Origin of the sequence: Kribbella sp. NPDC051137 (assembly GCF_040682535.1) — a bacterium.
Lineage (GTDB): Bacteria > Actinomycetota > Actinomycetes > Propionibacteriales > Kribbellaceae > Kribbella > Kribbella karoonensis.
On the sequence record NZ_JBFBBI010000001.1, the window covers coordinates 70586 to 96642 of the forward strand.

The 26057-nt window shown below is 68.5% G+C and carries 22 protein-coding genes and 2 tRNA genes; 16 read left to right on the forward strand and 8 right to left on the reverse strand.

All coding sequences use genetic code 11. From position 1 onward, the window contains the following. Positions 1-33: 33 nt before the first annotated feature. From AB0M51_RS00370 to AB0M51_RS00405, 8 genes are all read left to right on the forward strand, one after another. A complete protein-coding gene (locus tag AB0M51_RS00370; protein ID WP_344190492.1) occupies positions 34-1128 on the forward strand; it encodes a PP2C family protein-serine/threonine phosphatase in 1095 nt (364 codons plus the stop codon). Between the two features lie 116 nt (positions 1129-1244). Next, a complete protein-coding gene (locus AB0M51_RS00375; protein WP_363747504.1) occupies positions 1245-2246 on the forward strand; it encodes a hypothetical protein in 1002 nt (333 codons plus the stop codon). 201 nt (positions 2247-2447) lie between these two features. Then, the gene (locus AB0M51_RS00380) at positions 2448-3536 is read left to right on the forward strand and encodes a hypothetical protein (protein WP_363747506.1); all 1089 of its coding nucleotides are present in this window, start codon (positions 2448-2450) and stop codon (positions 3534-3536) included. A gap of 71 nt (positions 3537-3607) precedes the next feature. Next, complete coding sequence (locus AB0M51_RS00385) at positions 3608-4240, forward strand: class F sortase (protein ID WP_363747508.1); 633 nt, start codon at positions 3608-3610, stop codon at positions 4238-4240. 11 nt (positions 4241-4251) lie between these two features. Beyond that, positions 4252-4707: a hypothetical protein gene (locus tag AB0M51_RS00390; protein ID WP_363747510.1), complete on the forward strand. Its 456-nt coding sequence runs from the start codon at positions 4252-4254 to the stop codon at positions 4705-4707. A gap of 42 nt (positions 4708-4749) precedes the next feature. Further along, positions 4750-5193 (forward strand): nitroreductase family deazaflavin-dependent oxidoreductase, encoded by a 444-nt coding sequence (locus AB0M51_RS00395; RefSeq protein WP_344190483.1) that lies wholly within the window; start codon positions 4750-4752, stop codon positions 5191-5193. A gap of 150 nt (positions 5194-5343) precedes the next feature. After that, positions 5344-6066: a CDP-alcohol phosphatidyltransferase family protein gene (locus tag AB0M51_RS00400; protein WP_363747512.1), complete on the forward strand. Its 723-nt coding sequence runs from the start codon at positions 5344-5346 to the stop codon at positions 6064-6066. Then, positions 6066-6902, forward strand: coding sequence for a hypothetical protein (locus tag AB0M51_RS00405; protein WP_363747514.1), 837 nt, complete (start codon positions 6066-6068; stop codon positions 6900-6902). Before AB0M51_RS00400 ends, AB0M51_RS00405 begins: the two co-directional genes overlap by 1 nt. 107 nt (positions 6903-7009) lie before the next feature. Here AB0M51_RS00405 and AB0M51_RS00410 read toward each other — a convergent pair whose 3' ends face one another. Then, positions 7010-8161, reverse strand: coding sequence for an AAA family ATPase (locus AB0M51_RS00410; protein WP_363747516.1), 1152 nt, complete (start codon positions 8159-8161; stop codon positions 7010-7012). Between the two features lie 120 nt (positions 8162-8281). On the opposite strand from AB0M51_RS00410, the gene AB0M51_RS00415 reads away from it, so the two are divergent. Then, on the forward strand, positions 8282-9214 hold the full coding sequence (locus AB0M51_RS00415; RefSeq protein ID WP_363747518.1) for an NAD(P)-dependent oxidoreductase: 933 nt from the start codon (positions 8282-8284) through the stop codon (positions 9212-9214). After that, positions 9214-10137, forward strand: coding sequence for an RNA polymerase sigma-70 factor (locus AB0M51_RS00420; RefSeq protein WP_363747520.1), 924 nt, complete (start codon positions 9214-9216; stop codon positions 10135-10137). The genes AB0M51_RS00415 and AB0M51_RS00420 overlap by 1 nt, the downstream gene beginning before the upstream one ends. Positions 10138-10186: 49 nt before the next feature. Here the strand turns inward: AB0M51_RS00420 and AB0M51_RS00425 are convergent, their stop codons facing one another. From AB0M51_RS00425 to AB0M51_RS00445, 5 genes are all read right to left on the reverse strand, one after another. Then, positions 10187-12058, reverse strand: a complete 1872-nt coding sequence (locus AB0M51_RS00425) for an ABC transporter ATP-binding protein (RefSeq protein WP_363747522.1) — start codon at positions 12056-12058, stop codon at positions 10187-10189. Continuing rightward, complete coding sequence (locus tag AB0M51_RS00430) at positions 12055-13719, reverse strand: ABC transporter ATP-binding protein (protein WP_344190467.1); 1665 nt, start codon at positions 13717-13719, stop codon at positions 12055-12057. Before AB0M51_RS00430 ends, AB0M51_RS00425 begins: the two co-directional genes overlap by 4 nt. A 312-nt stretch (positions 13720-14031) precedes the next feature. Next, positions 14032-15252, reverse strand: a complete 1221-nt coding sequence (locus AB0M51_RS00435; protein WP_344190465.1) for an MFS transporter — start codon at positions 15250-15252, stop codon at positions 14032-14034. Between the two features lie 64 nt (positions 15253-15316). Beyond that, a complete protein-coding gene (locus tag AB0M51_RS00440; protein ID WP_344190463.1) occupies positions 15317-17074 on the reverse strand; it encodes a hypothetical protein in 1758 nt (585 codons plus the stop codon). Then, on the reverse strand, positions 17067-18056 hold the full coding sequence (locus tag AB0M51_RS00445; RefSeq protein ID WP_344190461.1) for a MoxR family ATPase: 990 nt from the start codon (positions 18054-18056) through the stop codon (positions 17067-17069). The genes AB0M51_RS00440 and AB0M51_RS00445 overlap by 8 nt, the downstream gene beginning before the upstream one ends. Before the next feature lie 181 nt (positions 18057-18237). Here AB0M51_RS00445 and AB0M51_RS00450 point away from each other — a divergent pair, with 181 nt between their 5' ends. Further along, positions 18238-20124, forward strand: coding sequence for a hypothetical protein (locus AB0M51_RS00450; RefSeq protein ID WP_344190459.1), 1887 nt, complete (start codon positions 18238-18240; stop codon positions 20122-20124). 22 nt (positions 20125-20146) lie between these two features. Here AB0M51_RS00450 and AB0M51_RS00455 read toward each other — a convergent pair whose 3' ends face one another. Both AB0M51_RS00455 and AB0M51_RS00460 read right to left on the reverse strand, forming a co-directional pair. After that, on the reverse strand, positions 20147-20890 hold the full coding sequence (locus AB0M51_RS00455; RefSeq protein WP_344190457.1) for a YciI family protein: 744 nt from the start codon (positions 20888-20890) through the stop codon (positions 20147-20149). Between the two features lie 293 nt (positions 20891-21183). Next, a tRNA-Gly gene (locus AB0M51_RS00460) sits at positions 21184-21254 on the reverse strand. 109 nt (positions 21255-21363) lie between these two features. On the opposite strand from AB0M51_RS00460, the gene AB0M51_RS00465 reads away from it, so the two are divergent. From AB0M51_RS00465 to clpX, 5 genes are all read left to right on the forward strand, one after another. Next, positions 21364-21436, forward strand: a tRNA-Pro gene (locus AB0M51_RS00465). Positions 21437-21514: 78 nt separating this feature from the next. Next, a complete protein-coding gene (tig, locus tag AB0M51_RS00470; protein WP_344190455.1) occupies positions 21515-22906 on the forward strand; it encodes a trigger factor in 1392 nt (463 codons plus the stop codon). A gap of 371 nt (positions 22907-23277) precedes the next feature. Next, a complete protein-coding gene (locus tag AB0M51_RS00475; protein WP_344190453.1) occupies positions 23278-23901 on the forward strand; it encodes an ATP-dependent Clp protease proteolytic subunit in 624 nt (207 codons plus the stop codon). Positions 23902-23930: 29 nt separating this feature from the next. Next, positions 23931-24542 (forward strand): ATP-dependent Clp protease proteolytic subunit, encoded by a 612-nt coding sequence (locus AB0M51_RS00480; protein WP_344190451.1) that lies wholly within the window; start codon positions 23931-23933, stop codon positions 24540-24542. 156 nt (positions 24543-24698) lie between these two features. Then, entirely contained in the window at positions 24699-25997 is a 1299-nt protein-coding gene (gene clpX / locus AB0M51_RS00485; RefSeq protein ID WP_344190449.1) for an ATP-dependent Clp protease ATP-binding subunit ClpX, read from the forward strand. Positions 25998-26057 lie beyond the last annotated feature (60 nt).

Sequence of the window (26057 nt, forward strand, 5' to 3'; positions counted from 1 at the left end):
CGGACCGATCGGTACCGTTATCTTCTTCACACCATGAGGAAGAGCGGCGGTCTTGCACTGGTACGACGCATCGGCCGCCGGGTCGAGGCGCTGGGCCGTCGTGCCCGCCGTTCGCACCGGGTCGCGTTCGTCCTGCTGATGTTCCTGCAGCTGATCATCGCGATCGCGAGCCTCGCCTGGCCGGACCTGACGCCGGCCTCGTTCCTGATCGTCCCGCTGGTGGTCGGCGGCGTGCTGCTGCAGTTCCGCGAACTGGTCGCGCTGTCCGCGATCACCGCGGTCTTCGGCTCGTACGTCGTGCTGTCCCGCGGCCCGACGCTGCCCCGGTTCGGCTTCGTCCTGGTGCTGCTGGTGGTCGGCTGGATCATGATCACCAGCGCCAAGGTGCGCAGCCGGCTCGGAGTGCCGGGCACCCGCGGCGAGTCGATGCTGATGGAGTTGCGGGACACGCTGACCGCGCAGGGGGAGATGCCGAAGCTGCCGCCGGGCTGGCGGGTCGAGGTCGCGATCCAGTCCGCCGGCGGGTCGACGTTCTCCGGCGACTTCGTGGTGTCGACGGTGCACGACCGCGTGCTCGAGGTCGCGCTGGTCGATGTCTCCGGCAAGGGCATCGACGCCGGGACCCGGGCACTGCTCCTGTCCGGTGCGTTCGGCGGCCTGCTGGGCGTCGTACCGGAAGAGGAGTTCCTGCCGTCGGCGAACCGGTACCTGCGGCGGCAGGACTGGGACGACGACTTCGCCACCGTGGTGCACGTCGCGATCGACCTCGCGACCGGGGAGTTCGACGTACGCACGGCCGGGCATCCGCCGGCGATCCAGTTCGACGCCTGGTCCGGGCGGTGGCAGACGCGGGACGCCGACGGGCCGTTGCTCGGGCTGGTCGAAGCGCCGGAGTTCGACGTGAACCACGGCCAGCTGAAGCTGGGCGACGCGCTGTTCCTGTACAGCGACGGGATGGTGGAGACACCCCGCCGGGACATCGGCCGCGGCACCGACCGCCTCGCCGGGCACGCGGAACGGCTGGTGGCGCAGGGGTTCCTGGGGGCGGCGCAGGAACTGGTCGCGACCGCCGGCGGGCCAGGGGACGACTCGGCGATCGTGATCATCCACCGCATGGCGCATGCCTGAGGCAAGCAAGTCCGTCGTTGTCAGCCCTTCAGTTTGTTGACTTGGGCAACGAGAGGGTCATACTGCAGAAGAGATGTCCGCCCAAGTTATGACCATGGCGAGACTGGGGAGCGGGGATGGTCGTCAAGGGGGTTCGTGCTCAGGTTGCCGCAATCGCGGCGGCCGCGGGGGCACTGACGGTACTGATCGGCGCCGGCGTGATGCTGGTGCATTCCGGCCAAGCCGCACCGGACTCCGCGGTCGCGGCGCTGGCCGCGCCGCCGGGGAACAACGGCACGATCAAGATCGACGGTGTCGTGCTCGACGACCATCCGCCGAACAACGAACCGCACCAGGGGTGCACGTTCACGGTCGAGTTCTACGGCTACGACCAGGGGCCGTACTACGCGCAGGTGGAGTTCACGGACCAGCCGCCGACCGGGAACGCCGGGCTGCAGGTGGTGACAGGCAAGCTCAACCCGTTCATCGGCGGGGATCCTGCCGGTGGCGGGACCGACCTGGACGCGCGTGAGGTGTACACGCTGAAGTTCAGCGGACCACCACAGCCGCAGCAGGGGTACCACGTCAAGCTCACCATCCACGCCGACGGCTCGATCGGCAACGACACCAAACACAAGGTCTTCTGGGTCCAGGGCTGCAACGCCACCCCGCCCAACACACCCCCGACGACGCCTCCGACGACCCCTCCGACGACCCCTCCGACGACCCCTCCGACGACCCCTCCGACGACCCCGCCTACAACTCCGCCGACGACGCCTCCCACGACGCCGCCGACCATGCCGCCGACCACGCCCCCCACTACTCCGCCGACGACGCCGGCGAGTATGCCTCCTACTACGCCCGTGACCACGCCGGTGAGTGCTCCGCCGACGACTCCGGTGACCACGCCGACCGGTTCGCCGCGTAGTACTCCGGTGACCGCGCACCACACGACCTCGACGACCGGCCTGCCGACGGCGGTCGAGGCCGGCCTCGCCGGACCGTCGGCGCGGACGGTGGCCGCCGGCACCGGCACCGGGAAGAGCGCGGCCGGCGGCATCCTGATGACCCTCGGCGGCATGCTCCTCGCCGGCGGCGCCATCGCCACACTGCGACGCCACGGCCGCCACGCCCGCTGACCGAACCGCCCTCGGTGCCGACGAGCAGCTCACGCACTGACAGTGACCACAACCTGCCGGTGCGTGAGCATCTCCACTCCCTGTGGATAACCTCCGCGAGCTGAGTGATCAATCGTTACCGAGTCGCCTTGACTGCTGTAACGGAACCGAAATACTTCTCCTGGACTTCCATCACTTTCCCTGCATCGTTCGAGGACGGACATGACCCACAAGGGCATGCGCTCCCGGGGGGCTGGCATCTTCGCCGGCGCCGGAGCGCTTTCACTGCTACTCGGCGCCGCGGCCCTGCTCGTCGCGCCGTCCGCCAACGCCGACCAGGCCACCGTTGCCGTTGGCGACCACGTCAAGCCGACCGTCGCCAACGCGGACAAGGGCAAGCCGACCCCGACCCCTGGCGACACGGGCAAGCCGACCGGCCACAACCCGCCCGGCAACAACGGCACGGTCAAGATCGAAGGTGTGGACATCCGGAGCCTGCCGCCGGACAACAATCCGCACCAGGGCTGCAAGTTCACCGTCGAGTTCTACAACTACGACCAGGGTGACTACTACGCCACGGTGACGTTCACGGACCAGGCGCCGACGAAGCACGCCGGGCTGCAGGTCGTCTCCGGCAACCTGCACCCGTTCATCGGCAAGGACCCGGCCGGCGGTGGTGCCAAGGATCTGGACGCGCGTGAGGTGTACACGCTGCAGTTCACCGGACAGCCGCAGCCGAAGCAGGGCTACCACGTGAAGCTCACGGTGAACGCGCCGGGTTCGATCGGCGCCGACAAGAAGCACAAGGTCTTCTGGGTCAAGGGCTGCGAAGCCACCCCGCCCACGACCCCGCCGACCACGCCGCCGACCACCCCGCCGACCTCGCCCCCGACGACGGCGCCGACCACGACGGCGCCGACCACGACGGCGCCGACCACGACGGCGCCGACCACGACTGCGCCGACAACGACGGCTCCGACGACTGCGCCGACCACCACGGCTCCGACGACGGCGCCGACCTCGACGCAGCCTGCGACTCCTCCGGCGAGCACCCCGGGTTCGACGGCCACCGCAACGACCGGGAGCCCGTCCGCGACGGCGCCGGCCTCCAACGAGACCAGTGAGACGCCGACGGCCGCCGTACCGACCGAGGTCGACGCCGGCTTCGGTGGGCCGTCGGCTGCCAACTCGGTTGCCAGCGGCAAGGGTCCGTTCGGGCTGGCCGGCGGGCTGCTGCTCGCGGCAGGCGCGCTGATGCTCGGCGGTGGTGGGTTCGTCATGCTGCGTCGACGCGGAAAGCACAGCGTCTGAGAGCGCTTGAGAGGCCTGAGTTGAGTCCTGCCCGTCGCCGCGGCCGCCCTGCTCCACTTCGGTGGAGCGGGGTGGTCGCGGTCGTGGGTGCGGCTGTGCTCGGCGTCGGCGCGTATCTGCAGTTCGGCGGTGACGGTCATGCGGGCGCGGCGACGCCGCCGTCCCCGTCGGCAGGTGTGACGTCGCCGTCGGTGTCGTCGGGGACACCAATGAACAGGTCGATTCCGAAGCCGGTGGGGCCGAGCAGTCGGATGCCGGTGACGACCCGCCCCGGCCGCCCGACCGGGATCACGATCCCGCAGCTCGACGTGAACGCCCCCGTGGTCTCGATCAAGGCGGTCCACTCCGCGCTCACCCCACCGTCCGACCCGACGACGGTCGGCTGGTGGTCGGGCGGCGCGCAGCCGGGCGCGAAACGCGGATCGGCTGTCATCACCGGCCACACGGTGCACACCGGCGGTGGTGCCTTCGATGACCTCGGCAAGCTGGCGCCAGGATCGGTGGTGCAGGTCTCGACGAGCCGGGGCCGGTTGCAGTACCGGGTCGCCACGGTCACGACGTACCGGAAGGCAACGCTGGCGAAGCGGGCGGCGCAGGTGTTCGACCAGGGTGTCCGCGGCCGGCTGGTGCTCGTCACGTGCGAGGACTGGAACGGGCAGGTGTACCTCAGCAACGTCGTCGTGGTCGCCCTGCCGATGGCGTAGCCTGCTCCGTCGTGACGATCGATGGGCTGGGCGACACCTTCGGCGCGGATCGGGCCGCGCCGGACGTCTCGTTCGAAGAGCTGGTCGCGATGATGCCGGACGCGTTGCGCGAGGTGTTCCCGCCGTACCGCTGGCAGCTCGCGAAGCTGTGGGAGCTGGACCTGAAGGTCGAGCCGGTCGAGATCGCGGATCTGGTCTGGATGTTCGACCTGCCGCTGTGGCAGCTCGAGGGGGAGCGGTTCAAGGTCACCCCGCACCAGGTCGCGGAGACGCCGATGAACTTCCGCGCGCACTACCAGCGGGTGATGGACGCGGACCTGGACTTCCCGATCAACCTGGTCGCGTACCGCGGCCGGCTGGTCGTGCTGGACGGCATGCACCGGCTGCTCAAGGCGCATTTCCTGCGCCGCCGCTGGATCGAGGCCACGATCGCCACCGCGACCCAGCTGCAGTCCTGCGCCTCCTGAGACGGCTGTCGTGCGTGATGCGTCACCATTAGTATTGGTGACATGACATCGAAGCATGACGACGAGTACGTGCCGAGTACGGCGGGCTGGGTCCGGGACCAGGTCGACAAGGTGGCCGAGGCCGGGACCACCGACGCGGTCGACATCCAGGGCATGAAGGTGGTGCTGATGACGATGCGCGGCGCCAAGTCCGGGAAGATCCGCAAGGTGCCGGTGATGCGCGTCGAGCACGACGGCGTGTACGCCGCGTTCGCCTCGCTCGGCGGCGCCCCGAAGAACCCCGTCTGGTACAACAACCTCAAGGCCGACCCGAAGGTCACCCTGCAGGACGGCGACGTGGTCGGCGAGTACGTCGCCCGCGAGATCGACGGCGCGGAGTACGACGAGTGGTGGGTGCGCGGCGTCGCGGCCTACCCGCCGTACGCCGAGTACCAGACCAAGACCTCCCGCAAGATCCCCGTCTTCCTTCTCGAACCGGTCGACTAAGTCATTGCAAAGATCTCGCTCCACCTGACGGTCGGTGAGCGGAGCGGGACCAGGCTTGTGAGACGCTGGCGGCGGCCGGGTTCACCTTGACCCGGTCCGGCGCTCTGCGCCGGCTGAGTTCTGGGAGTTGTCCTGACCACACACGACGCGGTGCGGGAACCGTTCGTCGGGTCGACGCGGCTGCGTCTGGCCGGACTGGCACTGCATGCCTATACCGCGAGCGGAACGGTGCTCGCGCTGCTGATCGTGATCGCCGCCATCGACGGCGACGCCGTCCGGGCGCTCTGGCTCGGGCTGGCGGCCCTGGTGATCGACGGTACCGACGGGATGCTCGCGCGCCGGCTGCGGGTGAAGGAGACCATCCCGTGGTTCGACGGGGCGATGCTCGACAACATCGTCGACTACCTCACGTACGCGTTCGCGCCGATCGTGCTGCTCTGGACCGGCGGGTACCTCCCGGCCGGCACCTGGGGTGCGGTGCTCGGCGCGCTGCCGCTGCTGGCGTCGAGCTACCAGTTCTGCCGGGTGGACGCGAAGACCGAGGACCACTTCTTCCTCGGCTTCCCGAGCTACTGGAACGTGGTCGCGTTCTACATCATCGTGCTCGGCCTCAGCCCGGTCGTCACCGGCGTACTGCTGGTGGTCTTCTCGGTGCTGGTCTTCATCCCGGTGAAGTACGTGTACCCGTCGCGCACCAAGGCGTTCCGCTCGCTGAACCTGCTGACCACGGCGATCTGGTTGGCGTCGTACGCCGTACTCCTGGCGCAGATGCCGCACCCGAACTCGGTGGTCGTCGTGATCTCGCTGGCCTACCTCGTCTACTACGCGGCACTCAGCCTGTACCTCACCTGGCGCCGTAGGGTCGTCGCGTAGTGGTTCTCGGTCTTGGCGCGGCGCTCGGCGCCGCGGTGCTGTTCGGTGTCGGGGCGATCCTGCAGGCGGTCGGGTCGCGGAAGGTGCCGACCGAGTCGGAGCTGGATCCGCGGCGGCTCGGCGGATTCGTGGTCAAGCTGCTGAAGCAGCCGGCGTTCCTCGGCGCGCTGGCGCTGAACCTGGCGGGTTTCGGGCTGCACTTCGTCGCGCTGAGGCTGTTGCCGCTGTACCTCGCCCAGGCGGGGATCGCGGTCAGCCTGGTGGTCACCGCGTTGCTCGCGACCCGGTTGATGTCGGACCGGCTGAGCGCGCTCGAGTGGTCGGCGGTGATCGGGGTCGTCGTCGGCCTCGGGCTGCTCGCGGTGGCGGCGGGCGACGCGGGCGCGGCCGCCCGGCACTCCGCGCTCACCATCGGCATCGTCGTCGGCCTCGTCACGATCGCCGTACTGGGTGCTGTCGCCAGTCGCTCGCAACACGGTGCGTCGACCGCGCTGCTCGGGCTGCTGGCCGGTCTCGGGTACGCCGGGGTCGCGATCTCCGCGCGCCTGCTCAAGGACGGGTCGCCGGCGGAGCTGTTCCACAGCCCGACGCTGTACACGCTGCCGATCAGCGGGGCGCTCGCGTTCATTCTGTACTCGCTGGCGTTGCAGCGCGGCTCGGTCACACTGGCCACCACGCCGATGATCGCGCTGCAGACAATTACGCCGGCGGCCGTCGGCGTGTTCGTCCTGAACGACGCCGTACGCGCAGGCTGGTGGCCGGCCGCCATCCTGGGCTTCCTGCTCTCGGCGACAGGTTCCGTCATCCTGGTCCGCTTCGAGAGCGTCAAGCACTAGGGCATGTCTCCTCATCCCACGCCTACTGCGGGGCACTCGGCACGGCATCTCGGCTACCGCACCGAGCACCTCCTCGCGACGGCGCGGGATGAGGAGACATGCCCTAGCTATCGACTGGGCCACTTCCACGGGGGCTCGTCGAGGGGGCCCTGGCCGGTGATGGTGGTGGCGCCTTTCTCCTTCGTCAGCTCGATGGTCTGCAGGTCGGGGGAGAGGGCTTCGAGCGCGCTGATGAACGGGCGGGAGTGCGAGACCACGATCACCTGGGTCTCCTTGGCCGCGGTGACGACCAGGTTGGCGAGGGCCGGCAGCAGATCCGGGTGCAGGCTGGTCTCAGGCTCGTTGAGAACCAGGAGCTCGGGCGGTCGCGGGGTGAGCAGCGCGGCGACCCACAGCAGGTATCGCAGCGTGCCGTCGGACAGCTCGGCGCCTGACAGCGGCCGGAGCAGCCCGTGCTGGTGGAACGCGATCTCGAACCGGCCCGCGGTGTTGACGATCTCGATCCGGCTGCCCGGGAACGCCAGCTCGATCGCCTCGTCCAGCGCGCCGCGCGGCCCCAGTTCGCGGACGGTCTGCAGCGCGGCCGCCACGTCCGCTCCGTCCGGCGCGAGTACGGCGGTCCGTGTGCCGACCTGCACCAACCGGGCGGGCGCGGTCGCGTCGGTCCGGAAGTGGTCGTAGAACCTCCAGCCGCGCAGGCGTTCCCGGACCAGCATCAGCTCCGGCGCCCGCTCGGGATCCGCGAACTCGCTGAGCATGCTGTCGAACGTCTGCAGCTTGTGCCCCGCCCGCTGCCACTCGCCACTCTCGGACCGGATCCGCACCTCGCTGTTGCTGCGCTCCACCAGCAGTGCCGCCGGTCGAAGGAACGGCCCTGCCCACAGGGCCTCCCGCTTGATCTCCGGATCCAGGTCGAACTGCGACCCGTGCGCGATCGGCAGCCCGAGATCCATCAGATAACCGTAGTCGTCACCCGCGAACCCCATCCGCAACGTCACCGGCCCGGTCCGCCGCGTGCCCTGCGTCGGCCGGTCCTTCCGCACGTGCTCGGGCCCGGCCCACAACGTCGACTGCAGCCCGCCCTCCCGCGCGAGAGCAGCCACGGCGCCGTTCCGCGACGCATCGGCCAGCAACCGCAGCGCCTTGTACAGACTCGACTTCCCGGTCCCGTTCGCCCCGGTCACCACGTTCAACCCGCCCAAGGGCATGACGACGCGCCGCAGCGACCGGTAGTTCTCCACTGCCAAGGTGGTGAGCATCCCGCCAACCTATCGGCACCCGCCGACACAATGACCGCTTCGTGCCATCGCCCGGGCGGGCGATGTCACAGGAATCGCGGCTGTCTCGTCTCGGGGTCAAAGACGAGAAGGGCGAGGATTATGCGGGTGTTTGTGGCTGGGGGGAGCGGTGTGCTCGGGCGGCGGCTGGTGCCTCAGTTGGTGGCGCGCGGGCATCAAGTGACTGCTACTACGACGAGTGCGGGCAAGCTCGGGTTGTTGAAGGCTGCTGGGGCTGACGGCGTGGTGCTCGACGGGCTGGACGGTGCTGCTGTCGGTGAGGCGGTGGCCTTGGCCAAGCCGGATGTGATCGTCCATCAGATGACGGCCATCTCGATGGCGCATGCGGGTAAGCCGGACATCAAGCATCCGGACAAGTGGTTCGCCAAGACCAACCGGCTGCGTACGGAAGGCACCGACCACCTGCTGGCCGCGGCTGAGGCCGTGGGCGTGCCGCACTTCGTTGCGCAGGGCTACGCGAGCTGGAACGGAATCCGCCAGGGCGGTTGGGTCAAGACCGAAGAGGACCCGCTGGACCTCCTGGAAGGCACAGCAGCCAACGTGGGCCTCAAGGCGCTCAGCCGGATCGAGGACCTCGTGCTGAAGATCGGTGGTGCGGTCATGCGGTACGGCGCGTTCTACGGGCCAGGCGCGATCGACGACCAAGTGGAGCTCGTACGCAAACGCCAGTACCCGTTGGTGGGGAAGGGGACTGGCTACAGTTCTTGGGTGCACCTGGACGACGCTGCGAGCGCTACGGTGCTGGCTGTCGAGCAGAAGGCCACGGGCGTGTTCAACATCGTGGACGACGACCCTGCGCCGGCCAGCGACTGGCTGCCGTACCTGGCGCAGTGCGCGGGTGCGAAGCCGCCCCTGCGCATCCCGGTCTGGCTGGCGCGTCCGCTGGCCGGGGACCAGGCTGTGGTGATGATGACCGAAGGCCGCGGCTTCTCCAACGCCAAGGCGAAGCGGGAGCTCGGCTGGAAGCTGCAGTACCCGTCCTGGCGCCAGGGCTTCAAGGCTGAGCTGAGCTGATGCCATCCAAGGACGAGCAGTTCGAAGACCTGCGGCCGCTGCTGTTCTCGATCGCCTACCGCATCCTCGGCAGCGTCAGCGAGGCGGAGGACGCGGTACAGGACACCTGGCTCCGGTACGCCGCTACACCGGTCGAACCTGTCTCCACGAAGGCCTACCTGTCCGCGGTCGTCACACGCATCGCTGTGGACGTACTGCGCTCTGCCCGTCGCCGGCGGGAGGAGTACGTCGGGCCGTGGTTCCCCGAGCCGTTGCTGTCCGACCCGTACGAAGACCCGGAGCGTGCGGCCGAGCTGGCGGACTCCGTGTCGATGGCGGCGCTACTCCTGCTGGAACGGCTGTCGCCGCTGGAGCGGGCGGCGTTCGTGCTGCGGGAGGTGTTCGGGTTCGGGTTCGCGGAGGTGGCGGCAGCGGTGGGGCGGTCGGAGGCGGCGTGCCGGCAGCTCGTCGTACGGGCGCGGCGGCACATGGAGGCGGGGCGGCCGCGGTTCGCGGCGGATCGGCGGGAGCGGGACGAGCTTGCGGTCCGGTTCTTCGATGCGTTCAAGGACGGGGACGTGGAGGAGTTGCTGGAGTTTCTCGCGGCCGACGTACAGCTGGTCGGCGATGCCGGTGGGCAGGCGCCGCAGTGGGGTCGTGGGCTGATCGCCGGTGCGGTGAACGTGGCGCGGATGCTGGCGGGACTGGCCGAGCCGTTCGCCCGGATCGGCGGGGTGGTCGAGCCGCACGAGGTGAACGGGCAGCCGGGGGCGATCTTCCGCGACGCCGACGGGCGCGTGGTGAACACCTGGACGCTGGACATCGCCGACGGGCGGATCCAGACGATCCGCGCGGTGGTGAACCCGGACAAACTCCACCACGTGGGCCCGGTCGCCGACGCCTGGGCAGTGGTCCGCGACGCAGGCGCCGCCCGCCGCTCATAACGAGAGAAGGGGGCGCAGCCAGTAGCTGCGCCCCCTCCTCACGATGCTGTCAGGCCAGGGACTCTTCCCAGGCCTGGTGCAGGCCGGCGTAGTGCCCGTCGACAGTGATCAGGTGGTCCGGCGAACCGTCCTCGATGATCTGGCCGTACTCCAGTACGAGCACCCGGTCGGCGGTCTCGACCGTGGACAGCCGGTGCGCGATCACGATCGCGGTCCGGTCGGCCAGGATGGTCTTCAGCGCCCGCTGGATCAGCCGCTCGCTCGGGATGTCCAGGCTGGACGTCGCCTCGTCGAGGATCAGCACGGCCGGGTTCGCCAGGAACGCCCGGGCGAACGCGACCAGCTGCCGCTGACCGGCCGACAGCCGCGACCCGCGCTTCTCGACCGCAGTGTCGTAGCCGTTCGGCAGCGCCGTGATGAAGTCGTGCGCGCCGATCACCTTGGCGGCCTCGACGACCTCCTCCATCGTCGCGTCCGGCTTGCCGAACCGGATGTTGTCGGCGACCGAGCCGGTGAACAGGAAGTTCTCCTGGGTCACCATCACGACCCGCTCGCGCAGGTCGTCCTCGGACAGGTCCCGCAGGTCCACGCCGTCGAGCAGGACCTGGCCGCCGGTCGGGTCGTAGAACCGCGACACGAGCTTGGCGATCGTGGTCTTGCCCGCACCCGTCGTACCGACCAGGGCCAGCGTCTGGCCCGCCGGTACGTCGAGCTGCAGACCGGGCAGCACCGGTACGCCGTCGACGTACTCGAACCGGACGTCCCGCAGCTCCAGGTGACCGTGGGCCCTGCCGGGCTTGGCCGGCTGGATCGGCTCCGGCACGTCCGGGGTCTCGTTCAGTACGCCGGACAGCTTCTCCAGCGCCGCCGAGGCGGACAGGAACGTGTTGTAGAACTGCGTGATGTCCTGCAGCGGCTCGAAGAACTGGCGCAGGTACAGCAGGAACGCGGTCAGCACGCCGACCGTCACGTGCCCGTGGTACGCCTGGTAACCGCCGTACGCCAGGATCGCGACGATCGTGATGTTGCCGACGCCCTTGATGGCCGGCATGAACACCGCGTTCAGCCGGAACGACTCCAGGTTCGCCCGCCGGTAGCGGTCGTTGACCCCGTGGAAGATCTCCTCGTTCCGCGGCTCCCGGCGGAACGCCTGCACCGCGCGGATCCCGGTCATCGACTCGACGAAGTGCACGATGACCAGTACGACGGCCTCACGCGTCTGCCGGTAGACGATCGCGGACCGCTTCCGGAACCACGCCGTCAGCACCAGCAGCGCCGGGAACGACAGCAACGCGAGCAGGCCGAGCTTGACGTCCAGCGTGAGCAGGATGATCGACGTACCGACCAGGGTCAGCACCGCGGTCACCAGGCTGTCGAAACCGCTGGCCAGCATCTCGTCGATGACCTGTACGTCGGACGTCAGCCGGGAGATCACCCGACCGGACGTGAACCGGTCGTGGAACGCCGGGCTCAACCGCTGGAAGTGGTCGAACACCCGCTTCCGCAGCCCGAGCAGGATGGTCTGGCCGAGCCGCCCGGAGCGCATCAGGAAGATCTGCCGCGCCCACGCCTGCAGCAACGCCGACGCCAGTACGGCGATGACGATCGTGATCAGCTGCTTCGAGCCCTCGCCCGCCAGGATCGGCGGGATGCCCTTGTCGATGCCCAGGTGGACCAGGTACGGCACCGCGAGCCGGGCACCGTTCTCGACGATCACGATCACCACCAGCAGCCAGATCAGCTTCTGGTACGGCCGGAGCAGCTCACCGAGCAGCTTCCGGGAGTCCTCCTTCAGCCGGATGCTGGTAGCGCGGGAGATCTCCCGGTCCGGGTCCTCCTCGAACAGACCCCGCCACTTCTGCTCTTCGGGCTGGTTCTTCGGATCCGTCGCCTGAGGAGGTGTCTGCTGGGTCGTCGTCATGCGTGCACCTCCTCTTCCTCCGCTGCCAGCAGGTGGCGGTACGCCGGTACCGTCGCCAGCAGTTCCTGATGGGTTCCTACGTGGGTGACAGTGCCGTTCTGCAGGAGCGCGACCTTGTCGGCCAGCATCACGGTGGACGCACGGTGCGCGACCACGATGCCGGTGGTGTCGGAGAGCACGTTCTGCAGCGCCTCCTCGACCAGGGCCTCGGTGTGTACGTCGAGAGCCGACAGGGTGTCGTCCAGCACCAGTACGGCGGGCTTGGCGAGTACTGCGCGCGCCAGGGCGAGCCGTTGCCGCTGGCCACCGGACAGGGACATGCCCTGCTCGCCGACGCGGGTCTCCAGGCCCCACGGGAGGTCGTTGGCGAACTGCGCCTGTGCGACCTCCAGCGCCTGCTGTACCTCTGCTTCAGAGGCGTCGGGCCTGCCGAGCGTCAGGTTTTCCCGGACGCTCATGGAGAACAGCGTCGGGTCGTCGAACGCGGACGCGACCGCCGTCCGCAGCGACACCAGGGACAGGTCCCGGATGTCGTGGCCGTCGATGGTGATCCGGCCCGCCGTCACGTCGTACAGCCGGGGGACCAGCGCGGTCAGGGTGGTCTTGCCGGAGCCGGTGGCGCCGACCAGGGCGAGCGTCGTACCCGGAGCCAGGTCCAGGTTGATGTCGTGCAGCACCTCGGTCGAGTCGTCGGAGAACCGGAAGCCGACGTTCTCGAAACGCAGGTGCCCGCGGGCGCCGGTGAGCTCGTCCGGACCGGACTTGATCACCGAGTAGGTGTCGAGGATCTCGCTGATCCGGTCCGCCGCGGTCATCGCCTCCTGCGCCATCGCGAGGATCGCTCCCAGTGAGGTGACCGGCCAGACCAGCGACAGCATCAGCGTGATGAACGCGACCAGGGTGCCGAGCGTGATCGCCTCCCGGCCGACGGCGAGCGCGCCGAGCAGCAGCACGATCACCAGGGTCAGGTTCGGGATCACGCCGAGGAAGCTCCAGAACCGGGACGCGAGCCGGACCTTCGCGACCTCGGTGTCGTACAGCGTGGTCGCCTCGTCGTCGAACTGCGACTGCACGTACGGCCGGCGGCCGAACGCCTTGATCACCCGGAAGCCGAGCGCGGACTCCTCGATCCGGGTGGCCAGGTCGCCCTGCTGGTCCTGCACCTTGCGGGAGATCCGCAGGTACTTCTTCTCGAACCGCAGTGACACCAGGACGATCGGTACGGCGGCGACCAGGACGACCAGGCCGAGGGGCCAGTAGAGCTGGAGCAGCAGGATCGTGACCACGATCAGCTGCAGGATGTTCATCACCAGGAACAGCAGGCCGAAGCCCATGAACCGGCGGATCGTGGACAGGTCGGTGGTCACCCGGGAGAGCAGTTGACCGCTCTGCCAGCGGGTGTGGAACTCCATCGGCAGCGACTGCAGCCGGACGTACAGGTCGTGCCGCAGCGTGGCCTCGAGGTCACTGACGGTCCGGGACTGCGCCCAGCGGCGCATCCAGACCAGGATGACCTCGGAGATGCTGAGGCCGAGGGCCAGCAGGGCCAGCGGGACCAGCAGGCTCAGCTCGCGGCGGGTGACCGGGCCGTCGATGATGGCCCTGGTGACCAGCGGGACGGTGAGGCTGACACCGACGCCGAGCATGGCGGTGGTGAACATCACCGAGAGACGCCAGCGGTGTGGCTTCAAATAGGGACGCAGCCGCCAGAGGTTTCGGCTACGTTCGGGGGCACGGGTGGAAGGGGCAGCGATCGACGGCGCTTGGGCACGGTGCTCGGAGGGCATCTGGACGGGCGCACTTCCCATCTACTTCGAAGCGAAATTGGGTTTGGCGACCTGAAAACGGCGCACTTTCCAGTATCGCCCACTAGGTAAGCGCTTGTCCTGCCAATTCCATTCCCGGTGAATGAATCGCAATAGGCCGTTGCGGTTCCACGCGGCGGCGACCTCCGGACCTATCACGGATCGCTATCAGTCCTGCGCGATCGATCGCGCAACCTCGGGCAGGACGCGCAATCCGCGGAGCGGTGAGAGCGTCGCGACCAGCAGACCGGAGAGCATTCCCGCGGTGACGATCAGCAGCGTGGGGCGGATACCCAGCGCTGTCGCCAGCACGCCGGCGCCGGCCGCGCCGACGGTCTGGCCCCCGATCACCAGGGTGCGCCAGGAGGCGCTGACCTGGCCCACGAGGTGCGGTGGTGCCATCGCCTGCCGCAGGGTGCGCTGCGGTACGCCGAACAGCGCCATACCGAGTCCCGCAAAGACCTGCCCGAGAAGGATGGCCGGTGTCAGCCCGGTGAACAGAGCGACACCGTTCAGTGACGCGAGGAATGTCCCGGACAGATAGCAGGGACCGATACCGACCCGTGCGCACCAGGGGCCGGCGACAAACGTTCCCACCACCGCGGCGGCTCCGAACGTGGTGAGGTTAAGCCCTACGAACGCGGGCGACTTGTGCAGCTCACGGATCAGGAACAGCACGACGAGCGGTCCTTGCATCGCTCCGGCCATGGCCGCAATTGCCGCCGACGTGACGAGCGGCCTGAGCATCCGGTCGCCGAACAGCACCCGCAGCCCTGCTGTCAGCCGTACTTCGGACCGTGGCTGTGCGGGTGGCCGCGCCGGCTCGCGGAGGAGGTACGCCGTCACCGTGGACACGACGTACGACGCCGCGTCGACGAGGATCGCGAACGGCGCGGTGAGCACTTGGACGAGCAGGCCGGCAGCCGACGGCCCTAGCGTCGAGGCGAGGTTCAGGTTGAGCAGCGCCGCGCTGTTGGCGCGCATGAGGTCCTCGCGTGGCACCAGGGCAGGGATGATCGTCTGCGAGGCGGTGTCGAAGAGCAGAGTCAGGACTCCGGTCAGTACTGCGACGACGTACAACTGCTCGATCCGTAGCCAGCCCAGGGCCGCCGCTGCCGGCACGGAGCCGAGTAATACAAGCCGACCGAGGTCTGTCCAGATCATCACGCGACGCAGGGACCACCTGTCGATCCAGACGCCTGCCAGGAGCCCGAACACCAGGTGCGGCGCGATGGACAACGCGGACAACGCGCCCATCTCCACCGCCGAGGCATGCAGAGTCACGACGGCTACCAGCGGCAAGGCGACCGTCGTGACCGCACTGCCCGACGCGGACACCAGTTGCCCGAGCCATAACTTCCGGAACTCACCTCTGACGACCCATGCCATGCCGGTGAACCTGTCACGCAGCAGAGCCAGCCGACTACGCCTGTTCGCCGTGAGCAGACCCAGTTCACTCCACGCGAAACACCGGGCCTCTTGCGGTGAACGGCAGCGTTGCACTGCGGGGAATGAGCCACGCGTGCTCCCGCCGTACGCGGACCACGTCGCACTGCCCGTCCGTGATCAACAGGATCGGACCCTGCGCCGGGAAGTCGTCCGCACGCTCCAGCAGGTCCACCCCCGGCTGCAGAACGGTCCCGCCGCGCCCGTGCACCTTCATCCGGCCGGCGATGTCGTCCACGGGGACGTAGCCGGCGTCGTACGCCGCCGCGTCGCAGTACACGACTCGTGCAGCCGGCACGTCGCGAGCCCGTGAGTACGAGGCGATCGCCCCGAGCGCCTTGCCGAGCAGTTCGCGGTTCATGGACCCGGACGTGTCGAGTACGACGCCGTACGTCGGGAGGCGCTCCAGTTCGAGCGGGCGGATCCAGCCGGGCCGCGGGATGTCCGGCGTACCGGATTGGCGGCGGGAGGCCCGTGCGTACGTGCGGCGCTTCTCGACGGCGGGAACGTGCTCCTCGAACCAGCGGGCCAGCTGCGCGTCCCAGGCGAGCGGCGGGTGGTCCAGCGCGCGGATCTCCTCCACCAGGCCTGCCGGCAGCGTGCCGCGGCTGGGGTCGTGGTAGGCGAGTCCCGTGTTCAGCGCGCGCCGATAGATGTCGTCCAGCCCGGCTGCTCTGGCTGCTTCTCCCGCGTGCGGCAACGGGTGACCGAGTACGTCGCCCAGTCCGACGCCGCGCAGTGTCGCCAGCTTCCGGTAGCGGCGTAGATCGGTGGTGACGCGGTCGTAGACCTCTTCCGCGGACATGCCCTTCAGGACCGGGTCGTGCAGTGCCCCGTCGGGCATGGTGCCGACGCCCATCTCCAGGAGCCAGCCGTTGATGACCAGGTCCGCGGCGACGTTCCACAGGTACGGGTCGCGGCCGCCGACCCGCTCGCCGTGCCGGAGGGCGGCGTGCAGCATCTCGTGCGCCATCACGAACCGCCACTCGTTCTGCGTGAGACTGGTCAGCGGGTTCACGTAGATCTCACCGGCGGATGCGTTCACCGCGGCGACGTGGATGTCCCAGCCGCGGGCGAGCTCCGCGTCCGCGACGAGCGTCATACTCGATGCGATCGCACCCAGCAACGGGTACGACGAGACGAACCAGCCGAGCGCCAGGTCCCACTTGTCACGGCCTCTGGTGCCCAGCGACGAACGGGCGCCACCAGCGACGTCAACGGCTGCCGCGGCGGCTGCGGAGAGTCCTGCTGCGAAAAGCTCGTCCCAGTTCGGTGGCTTGCCCCAGCCGTTCTGGCGGGCCGCGACGACGTCCGCCGCGTGCCCGGCGACGCCCAGGCCGTCGTACTCGGGTGGCACTCCCGAGCGCCGCCAGAGCCGAGCCAGGCGGTCCTCTTCGAGGCTCGGGAAGGTAGAGGGCAGCTCTACGACCGGTGTGCCCAGCTTGAGCGACTGGAGGTACCGATTGACGGCCACGTCGCAGGCCGCGCCGGCTGCCTGATCCGCTGTGGTGTGACCGAGTCCTAGGTGGATCAGCAGGTGCGCGAAGACCCACGTCCACTCCTGCGGTGTGGCCCGGCGCGTGCGGTGGGTGTGGATCTGCCCGTTCGAGTCGATGACCGCCCAGCCGTCGTCCGGGCAGGTGTCGTCGCGCTGCGGGGCATACATCCGGTCGATCATCGGCGCGAACAGCGGGTGCGTGGCCACGGTCGTCCAGCCGGCCTGAATCGCCTCCAGTGCCGGGTCCTGCTTCTTGCGCTTAGGCACGGGCCGCCACCAGACGCGGCAGGTCGCGGCTCACCTCGACCAGGAACCACGTCGGCAGCACCGGGCGCCCGTCGTCGTCGGACGCGATCACCAGCTGCGCTACCTCCAGCGAGATCGCGGCCAGCTCCACCAGCAGTGCCTTGCCGCGGTGAGCGAGCTGCCGGGCCGCAGGGCTCGCGGACGCCTTGTCCGCGGCCAACTCCTTCACCAGCCGCGCCCGGAACGTCTCGGCCAGGAAGTACAGCAGGTCACGGTCCTCCGGAGCCGACGGCCAGCCGGCCTCGCCCTTGAGTACGGCGTCCAGCCCGAACGCGTGCCGGACCGTCTTGACGTACGCGCGGAACGCGGAGGCGTGCCCGCCGGACAAGGTGCCGAAGGCAAGCACCCGGAGCGTCTCGTCGGACACGTCCTCACCGTACGAGTGCAGGGCGTCCGATAGCATGTGCCAGCTGCGCGGCGTGGAGAACGGCTCCTCGGTCTTCGGCGGTGCGGTCCACAGGTGGTCGGGGCGGTTCCGCAGGTACTCCAGCACCCACGGGTGGATGCCCGCCGTACCGGCCCATTCCAGCCAGTCGGTCGCGGAGGCGCGTAGGTGGATGTGGACCAACCGGTTGACCAGCGCGCTCGCCATCGGGCGCGCCAAGGCGTTGTCGGTGGCGCGGTTGCCGGCGCCGATCACGACCGACCCCTCCGGCAGCTCGTACTCGCCGATGCGGCGGTCCAGGATCAGCGAGTAGAACGCCTTCTGCACCTCGGCGGACGACGCGTTCAGCTCGTCCAGGAACAGGCAGTACGGCTCGTCGCGGGCGATCGCCACCGGCGGCGCGAACCGGCTGCGGCCGTCCACGATCTGCGGTACGCCGATCAGGTCCTCCGGGGCGAGCTGGGTGCCCAGGAGCGTCACGCACTCCAGGCCGAGCGATTCCGCGAACGCCCGCACCAGGCTGCTCTTACCGATGCCGGGTGCTCCCCAGAGAAACACCGGGCGGACCACTGCGACGTGCAGTAGCACTTCTGGCAGTTCGGCTGCCGATACCGTGATTCCTGCCTGCATGCCGTCCCTTCGGTTGGTGGCCAACGTTCCAGGATCCTCGGGAGGTCACGGGGTGTCACCTGGTTTTCGCGGGTCGCTTCCGTTACCGGCGGTTACTGGCTAGGGTGCGATGGCTGAGAAGTGGCTGGGGGGTCCCGTGTTTCGTGCCAGAGCTGTTGCCGTCTGTTCCGTCGTGCTGCTGCCGCTGACCGCGGTGCAGGCGAGTGCTGCCGATCCTGTCGAGGCCGGAGTGCTGGTCCCGGGGCACGCCGCCGCCGACGTGGGTCTGTCGGGTGCGCGCGTGGTCGTGTCGGATCCCTCCACGCATGCGGTGTACGAGACCAGCAACAACGGGACGTCGTGGACGGCGTCGGGCGGCACCTCGTCCGGTAAGGCGTTGCAGGTGGAGGGTGCGGCGCTACTGACGTTCGACGGCAGTACGGCGAAGGTCGGCGGGCTCACGTTCCCCGCTGCGGACGACGTAGTGCTCGGGAAGGGCGGCGTGCTCGTTTCACACCGTGCTGCGAGTGCTACGACGGCAGAGGTGTACGACGTTGCCAGTAAGGCCAAGTTGGCCGACGTGGAGCCGCCGTTCGCGCTGTCCGGCAACACCGTGTGGAAGGTGACCTCGCCTGGGCACTTGGACGGCAAGAACCTGACTACTGGTGACGTTAAGACCGTTCTTGTTGCCAGTGCGTGCAGTGTCGGGCCTGGTGCCGTGAACGGGCGCTGGGCGGTGCTGAGCGGCTGTAACCAGGTCGTAGACGTCAACGGGCCGCAGCCGCCGCGGAACCTGACCGTTGCCGCGGACTCCCAGTTGGGCAACGGGTTCGCCGTACAGACGTCGGGGTCGAATCTGTTGGTCACGGACCTCAACGACCCGGCGCTGGGGCAGCACAGCTACGGGCCGATCCGCGGTACTGGGCCTAGCTTCCGGGTGGATGGTTCTGGACTGGCCAAGCTCGTGTACGCCGACGGGTCGAACAACGCGCGTGTGGCGACGCTGAGCTGGCTTACCGCGGACCCGCAGCAGCATCCGGACACGGTGGCGCCAGTACTGACGTACGCGTCCGCAGGCGACCGGGTGCGTGACAACACGAGCCTGTCGTTCGACTGGGCGTACCAGGATCCGCAGGACCCGAACTCCCCGGCCAGCGGGGTGCTGAGCTACGACGTACGGATCCAGCAGCGTCCGAACCGGACATCGCCGTACGGCGCGTGGAACGAGGTCGCGGGCTGGCAGGGGCTGAAGACGACTGCTGCGAGCCTTACGGCTCCCATTGGCACGGATACGTGCTGGCAGGTGCGAGCCCGCGACTACGCGGGCAACCTGAGCGCTTGGAGTACGTCGTACTGCAGTGAGGTCGACGGTACGGCGCCTTCGCTGGTCACGTGGCGGATCGGGGACCGCGTTCAGCTGAGCGGGACGGCAACGGTGCGGTGGACGTACAAGGACGACACGGACATCGCGTCGTACGACGTGGTCTACAAGACCGCGACGGGTGCTGCGTTCGGCAAGTGGATGTATCCGGCGAACTGGCAGAACACGCGTATCACCTCGATCACCTGGGCACCGAGACTCGGCTGGGACGAGTGCTTCATGGTCCGGGCCCGCGACTACCTGGGAAACCTGTCCGCGTGGTCCGCGCCCATCTGCTCGGTAGCCCCCGAAGACGACCGAGCCCTCACGTCGGCCGGCACCGTAACCCGCACCACGAGCACGCTGGCCTTCCAAGGCACCACCACCATCCTGCGCGCCAACGGGGCGTACCTGACCAAGGCAACCGAATCCGGCCTACGCATAGCCCTGGTAGCCCTCCACGGCCCCGGCCAAGGCAAGGTCGACATCTACCACGCGAACATCAAGATCGGCACCGTCTCCCTGGCAGCCACCACCACCAGCCGCGTAGTCACGTACCTCCCCACAACGGCCTTCCGCACCGGGGCCCTCAAGATCATCTCCACCACCACCGCCCCAGCCTCCATAGACGCCGTAGCGTTCCTCCGCGCCCCCTGACCACTCGGCGCCTGGAGGTGTCTCACGCAGTGGGTCTGAGGGTCCTCTCGGCGCGGCGGGTCTCGCTGTGGAAGGGGCGTAGTTCGATCGCGCACGTCTGGGCCAGGGGGTGGGCGGCGGCGTGGGCGATGGCTTCGTCGCGGTCGGCGGAGGTGATGACGTCGACGCAGGTGATGAAGCTGGCTAGGTCCACGAAGGGGGCGTTGGTGAGGTGGATGGTTCCGTCGTGGGAGCGCAGGGTGGTTGCGGTGGCGGGGCCGGTCAGTAGGCCGCCCAGTACGTACTGGCCGCGGGCGTCGAGGGCTTCCTGCCAGGCGGTGTAGTCCGGCGGCACCGTGGTGGGTTCGCTGTCGGTCCAGGCGGTCAACAGGTACGGCGACCCGGCCGTGTCGTCGTTCGCCGCGAACGCCGGCAAACGCCGGCCCTGCCGGACCCCGTCGCGGAACGGGCGGATCTCGAGCGGGAGGAACCGGGCTACCGGGTTCTTCCCCTCGACCTCGATCGCCTCGTCCAGGTCGGCGCAGTCGAGCAGGTCCAGCCCGCCCACGAACTCCTTCGTCTCCGCGAACGGCCCGTCCACGACCAACGTCTCGCCCCCGCGGACCCGCACCGTCACCACCGGCTCGTCGATGTCCAGCGGCCGCCCGGCCACCTTCACCCCGCGAGGCCCCATCTCCGCCTGGTACGCCGGAAATTCCCGCGCCATCCGCGCCCGGTTCTCCTCCGGCTGCGGCCCGTTGCTACCGATCATCGCCAGGTACTCCATGTCAGCCCTCTCGCTCGAGTTCCATCGTCACCCACCCGACGAACGGCCGGCACCCCCACAGACAACCCCGGCCCAAGCCCCGAGCGAAGCGAGGCGCGAGGCAATCCCGGCCAAGCCGCTGAGCGAAGCGAAGCGAAGGCACCAGGCAACCCGACCCAAGCCGCCGAGCGAAGCGAAGGCGCCAGGGGGTGCGGGTGGCGAAGCCCCCGCCCGCGCCGAGCGGAGCGAAGGCGCACAAAAGAAGAGGGCGAGGCCACCTGCGCTTTCCGCAGGCATGCCTCGCCACTCGCCCGAGCGGGTGACGAGAATCGAACTCGCGTAATCAGTTTGGAAGACTGAGGCTCTACCATTGAGCTACACCCGCATGGTGCTCGCACATGATTCCACATCCACACGGGTGGACTCAAAACGGTATTCCAGGGCCCCGGTGGCGCGAGCACTGGTGCGGGTCGACTAGACTCGTGCGGTCACTGCGGGGCGTAGCGTAGTGGCTAGCGCGCCTGCTTTGGGAGCAGGAGACCGCAGGTTCGAGTCCTGTCGCCCCGACAAACCCCGTGCAGTACCGGCTGTGGCGTCGGCTGTCCGGCGTCGCAACATGTCACCGAATCAAGGAGAACCGCCACCGTGAAGAGCACCGTCGAGTCCTTGAGCCCGACCAAGGTCAAGCTCATCGTCGAGGTGCCGTTCGAGGAGCTCAAGCCGAGCCTCGACGCGGCGTACAAGAGCATCGGCCAGCAGATCGTGGTGCCGGGCTTCCGCAAGGGCAAGATCCCGCCGCAGGTGATCGACCAGCGGGTCGGCCGCGGGCCGGTGCTCGAGGAGGCGATCAACGACGCGCTTCCGAAGCTGTACTCGCAGGCGGTCAGCGACAACCAGGTCAAGGCGATCGGCCGGCCCGAGGTCGACGTGACCGAGTTCAACGACAAGGAGAGCCTGCAGTTCTCCGCCGAGGTCGAGGTTCGCCCGGAGATCACGCTGCCGGACCTGGAGGGTCTGGAGGCGTCGGTCGAGGACCTCGCGATCTCCGACGACGAGGTCGACGAGCAGATCGAGTCGCTGCGCCAGCGGTTCGGCTCGCTGAACCCGGTCGAGCGCGCGACCGCGGACAAGGACTTCATCACGATCGACCTCTCCGCCAGCAAGGACGGCGAGAAGGTCGAGGAGGCGCAGGCCACCGGCCTGTCGTACCAGGTCGGCTCCGGCCAGCTGCTGGACGGCCTGGACGAGGCGGTCATCGGCCTGAGCGCGGGCGAGAAGAAGACGTTCGTCACCCAGCTCGTGGGCGGCTCGCTGAAGGGCGAGGACGTCGACGTCGAGGTGACGGTGACCGCGGTCAAGGAGCAGGAGCTCCCGGAGTTCGACGACGAGTTCGCGCAGACCGCGTCGGAGTTCGACACCGCCGACGAGCTGAAGGCCGACGTGCAGACCCGGCTGGAGCGCGGCAAGCGGCTCGAGCAGGCCGGCGAGGCGCGGGACGCGGTCCTGGAGAAGATCCTGACGCTGGTCGACGTGCCGGTCCCCGAGGGCCTGCTGACCGACGAGCTGGCCGCCCGCAAGGAGAACCTGGAGCAGCAGCTCGGGTACTCCGGGATGACCATGGAGCAGTTCCTCGAGGGTGAGGAGCAGACCCAGGAAGAGTTCGACGAGGACCTGAAGAAGCGCTCCGAGGACGCGATCAAGGCGCAGTTCGTGCTGGACCTGGTGGCCGAGCAGCAGGAGCTGAGCGTCAACGACCAGGAGCTGACCGAGCACATCGTCCGGCACGCGCAGCGTTCCGGCGTCAGCCCGGACCAGTTCGCGCAGCACGCGGTCGAGAACAACCTGGTCCCGAGCCTGGTCTCCGAGGTCGTCCGCGGCAAGGCGCTGGCGTACCTGGTGGAGAACGCCAAGGTCACCGACGCCTCCGGCAACACGGTCGAGCTGAAGACCCTGCAGCCGGACGGCACGTACGCCGACCCGGAGGCCGCCGAGGCTGCCGAGGAGAGCGCCGAGGAGCCGGAGCCCGCGAAGGCCTGACCCTCCGGAACGAGACGCGGCGGCCCGGACCCTGTAGTGGGTCCGGGCCGTTCGCATGCCGTCGTACGTTCGCGATCCGGTTGTTAAGTTCCTCGCCTAGCGTGCTCGGTGAAACGATTTCCGAGCGGAGGAGGCGGGTGTGGCCGCGCTGCTGGAGGAGCCCGAGGTACGGCGGGACGCCGACCGGCCGGAACTCCGCGAAGTACCTGACGAGACAACCGTCGAGGAGTCCGGCTCGGTCGTGCTCTGCGGCTGGTGATTTGTTCCCGGATCAGCTGACAGCAGACGACGGGGAGCCGAGCGGTGCGCCGTGAGCGAACACCTCCGGCCCAGCCTTAGGTCTGTCGCCACGGACCAGTAATGTCGGGTTCGTGAACGAGACATTTGCAGCCAACCCCACCGCCGCGGGCGGTAACGGATCCGGCGGAGACGAAAACGACATCTACCGGGAGTTGCGGAAAAACCGGATCATCTTCCTGGGGTCCGAGGTTCGCGACGACAACTCGAACGCGATCATCGCGCAGATGCTGCTGCTGAACGCTCAGGATCCCAACGCGGACATCTGGCTGTACATCAACTCGCCGGGTGGCTCGGTGGACTCCGGCATGGCGATCTACGACACCATGCAGTGGATCTCGAACGACGTCGCCACCGTCGGCATGGGCCTGGCCGCCTCGATGGGCCAGTTCCTGCTCTGCGCCGGCGCGAAGAACAAGCGGTTCGCGCTGCCGCACACGCGGGTCATGATGCACCAGCCGTCCGGCGGCATGGGCGGTACGGCCTCGGACATCAAGATCCAGGCGGAGCAGTCGCTGCACCTCAAGGCGCTGCTGTTCAGGCTGATCTCCGAGCACACCAGCCAGCCGCTCGAGCAGGTGGAGAGCGACGCCGACCGGGACCGTTGGTTCACCGCCGACCAGGCGAAGGAGTACGGCTTCATCGACCACGTGGTCAGCAGCGCCGCCCAGCTCAGCCAGGGCAGCCCGAACTCCTGATCTCCCACTCCGTCAGTTAAGGACGCACCATGAACTACTTCATCCCGCAGTGGGAGGAGCGCACGTCGTACGGCATGCGCCGGATCGACCCGTACACGAAGCTGTTCGAGGACCGGATCATCTTCCTCGGGACGCCGATCAGCGACGAGATCGCGAACGCCGTGATGGCGCAGCTGCTCTGCCTGCAGTCGATGGACTCCGACCGCGACATCAGCATCTACATCAACTCCCCGGGCGGCTCGTTCACCGCGCTGACCGCGATCTACGACACGATCCGCTACATCAAGCCGGACGTCTCGACGGTGTGCCTGGGCCAGGCCGCCTCGGCCGCCGCGGTGCTGCTCGCCGCCGGTACGCCGGGCAAGCGGTTCGCGCTGCCGAACAGCCGGATCATCATCCACCAGCCGGCCACCGAGGGCACCTACGGCCAGTCGAGCGACATCGAGATCCAGGCCAACGAGATCCTCCGGCTGCGCGCGCTGCTGGAGAAGATGATCGCCGACGCGAGCGGCAAGGACATCCAGGAGGTGTCCCGCGACATCGAGCGGGACAAGTTCCTGACCGCCGAGCAGGCCGTCGAGTACGGCCTGATCGACCAGGTGTTCGAGTCTCTGAAGGCCCCGGTCCCGGCCGGCGTCTGAACAGGTTCAGATCAGGTCCCGCCGGTCTGACCGGCTGTCAAGAGCCTGACGCGTTCGCCACCGGCGTAGTCACAACCCGGTGGCGGGCGCGGTTTTTGGGCCCCGTACGGGGTACCGTCGAATCGGTCCGACTGCGCATAGAAGGGATCTGTCCCGGTGGCACGCATTGGTGACGGCGGTGACCTGCTCAAGTGCTCGTTCTGCGGCAAGAGCCAGAAGCAGGTCAAGAAGCTCATCGCCGGTCCCGGCGTCTACATCTGCGACGAATGCATCGATCTCTGCAACGAGATCATCGAGGAGGAGCTGAACGAGGGCTCCGAGGTCGGTCTCACCGAGCTCCCGAAGCCGCGGGAGATCTACGACTTCCTCAATGCGTACGTCGTCGGTCAGGACGTGGCCAAGAAGGCACTCGCGGTGGCGGTCTACAACCACTACAAGCGGGTCCGCGACGGCCAGGGCGCCTCCAGCGCCGGCCGGCACGCGAAGGACGAGGCCGTCGAGCTGGCCAAGTCGAACATCCTGCTGATCGGCCCGACGGGCTGCGGCAAGACGTACCTCGCGCAGACTCTCGCCCGGATGCTGAACGTCCCGTTCGCGATCGCGGACGCGACCGCGCTGACCGAGGCCGGGTACGTCGGCGAGGACGTCGAGAACATCCTGCTGAAGCTGATCCAGGCCGCGGACTACGACGTCAAGAAGGCCGAGACCGGGATCATCTACATCGACGAGGTCGACAAGATCGCCCGTAAGAGCGAGAACCCGTCGATCACCCGGGACGTCTCCGGCGAGGGCGTGCAGCAGGCGCTGCTGAAGATCCTCGAAGGGACGACCGCGAGCGTGCCTCCGCAGGGCGGCCGCAAGCACCCGCACCAGGAGTTCATCCAGATCGACACGACCAACGTGTTGTTCATCGTCGGCGGTGCGTTCGCCGGCCTGGACCACATGGTCGAGCAGCGGGTCGGCAAGAAGTCCCTCGGCTTCAACGCCGTGCGTGAGCCGGAGAAGCCGAAGGAGCTCGGCGGGTACGCCGACGTGATGCCGGAGGACCTGCTCAAGTTCGGGTTGATCCCGGAGTTCATCGGCCGGCTCCCGGTGATCACCACGGTGTCGCCGCTGGACCGCGAGGCCCTGATCAAGATCCTCTCCGAGCCGAAGAACGCGCTGGTCAAGCAGTACCGGCGGCTGTTCGAGATCGACAACGTCGAGCTGGAGTTCAGCGACGACGCGGTCGAGGCGATCGCCGACCAGGCGCTGCTCCGCGGCACCGGCGCGCGCGGTCTGCGGGCGATCATGGAAGAGGTCCTGCTGAACGTGATGTACGAGGTGCCGAGCCGCGAGGACGTCGCGAAGGTCGTCGTCACCGGTGAGGTGGTGCTGGAGAACGTCAACCCGACGTTGATCCCGCGCGACCAGATCGAGCGCACCAAGCGCGACCGCCGCGAGAAGAGCGCCTAGCACTTCAGGCTTGGAAAGGAGGCCGGGAGTCCACCAGTAGGTGGGTTCCCGGCCTCCTTC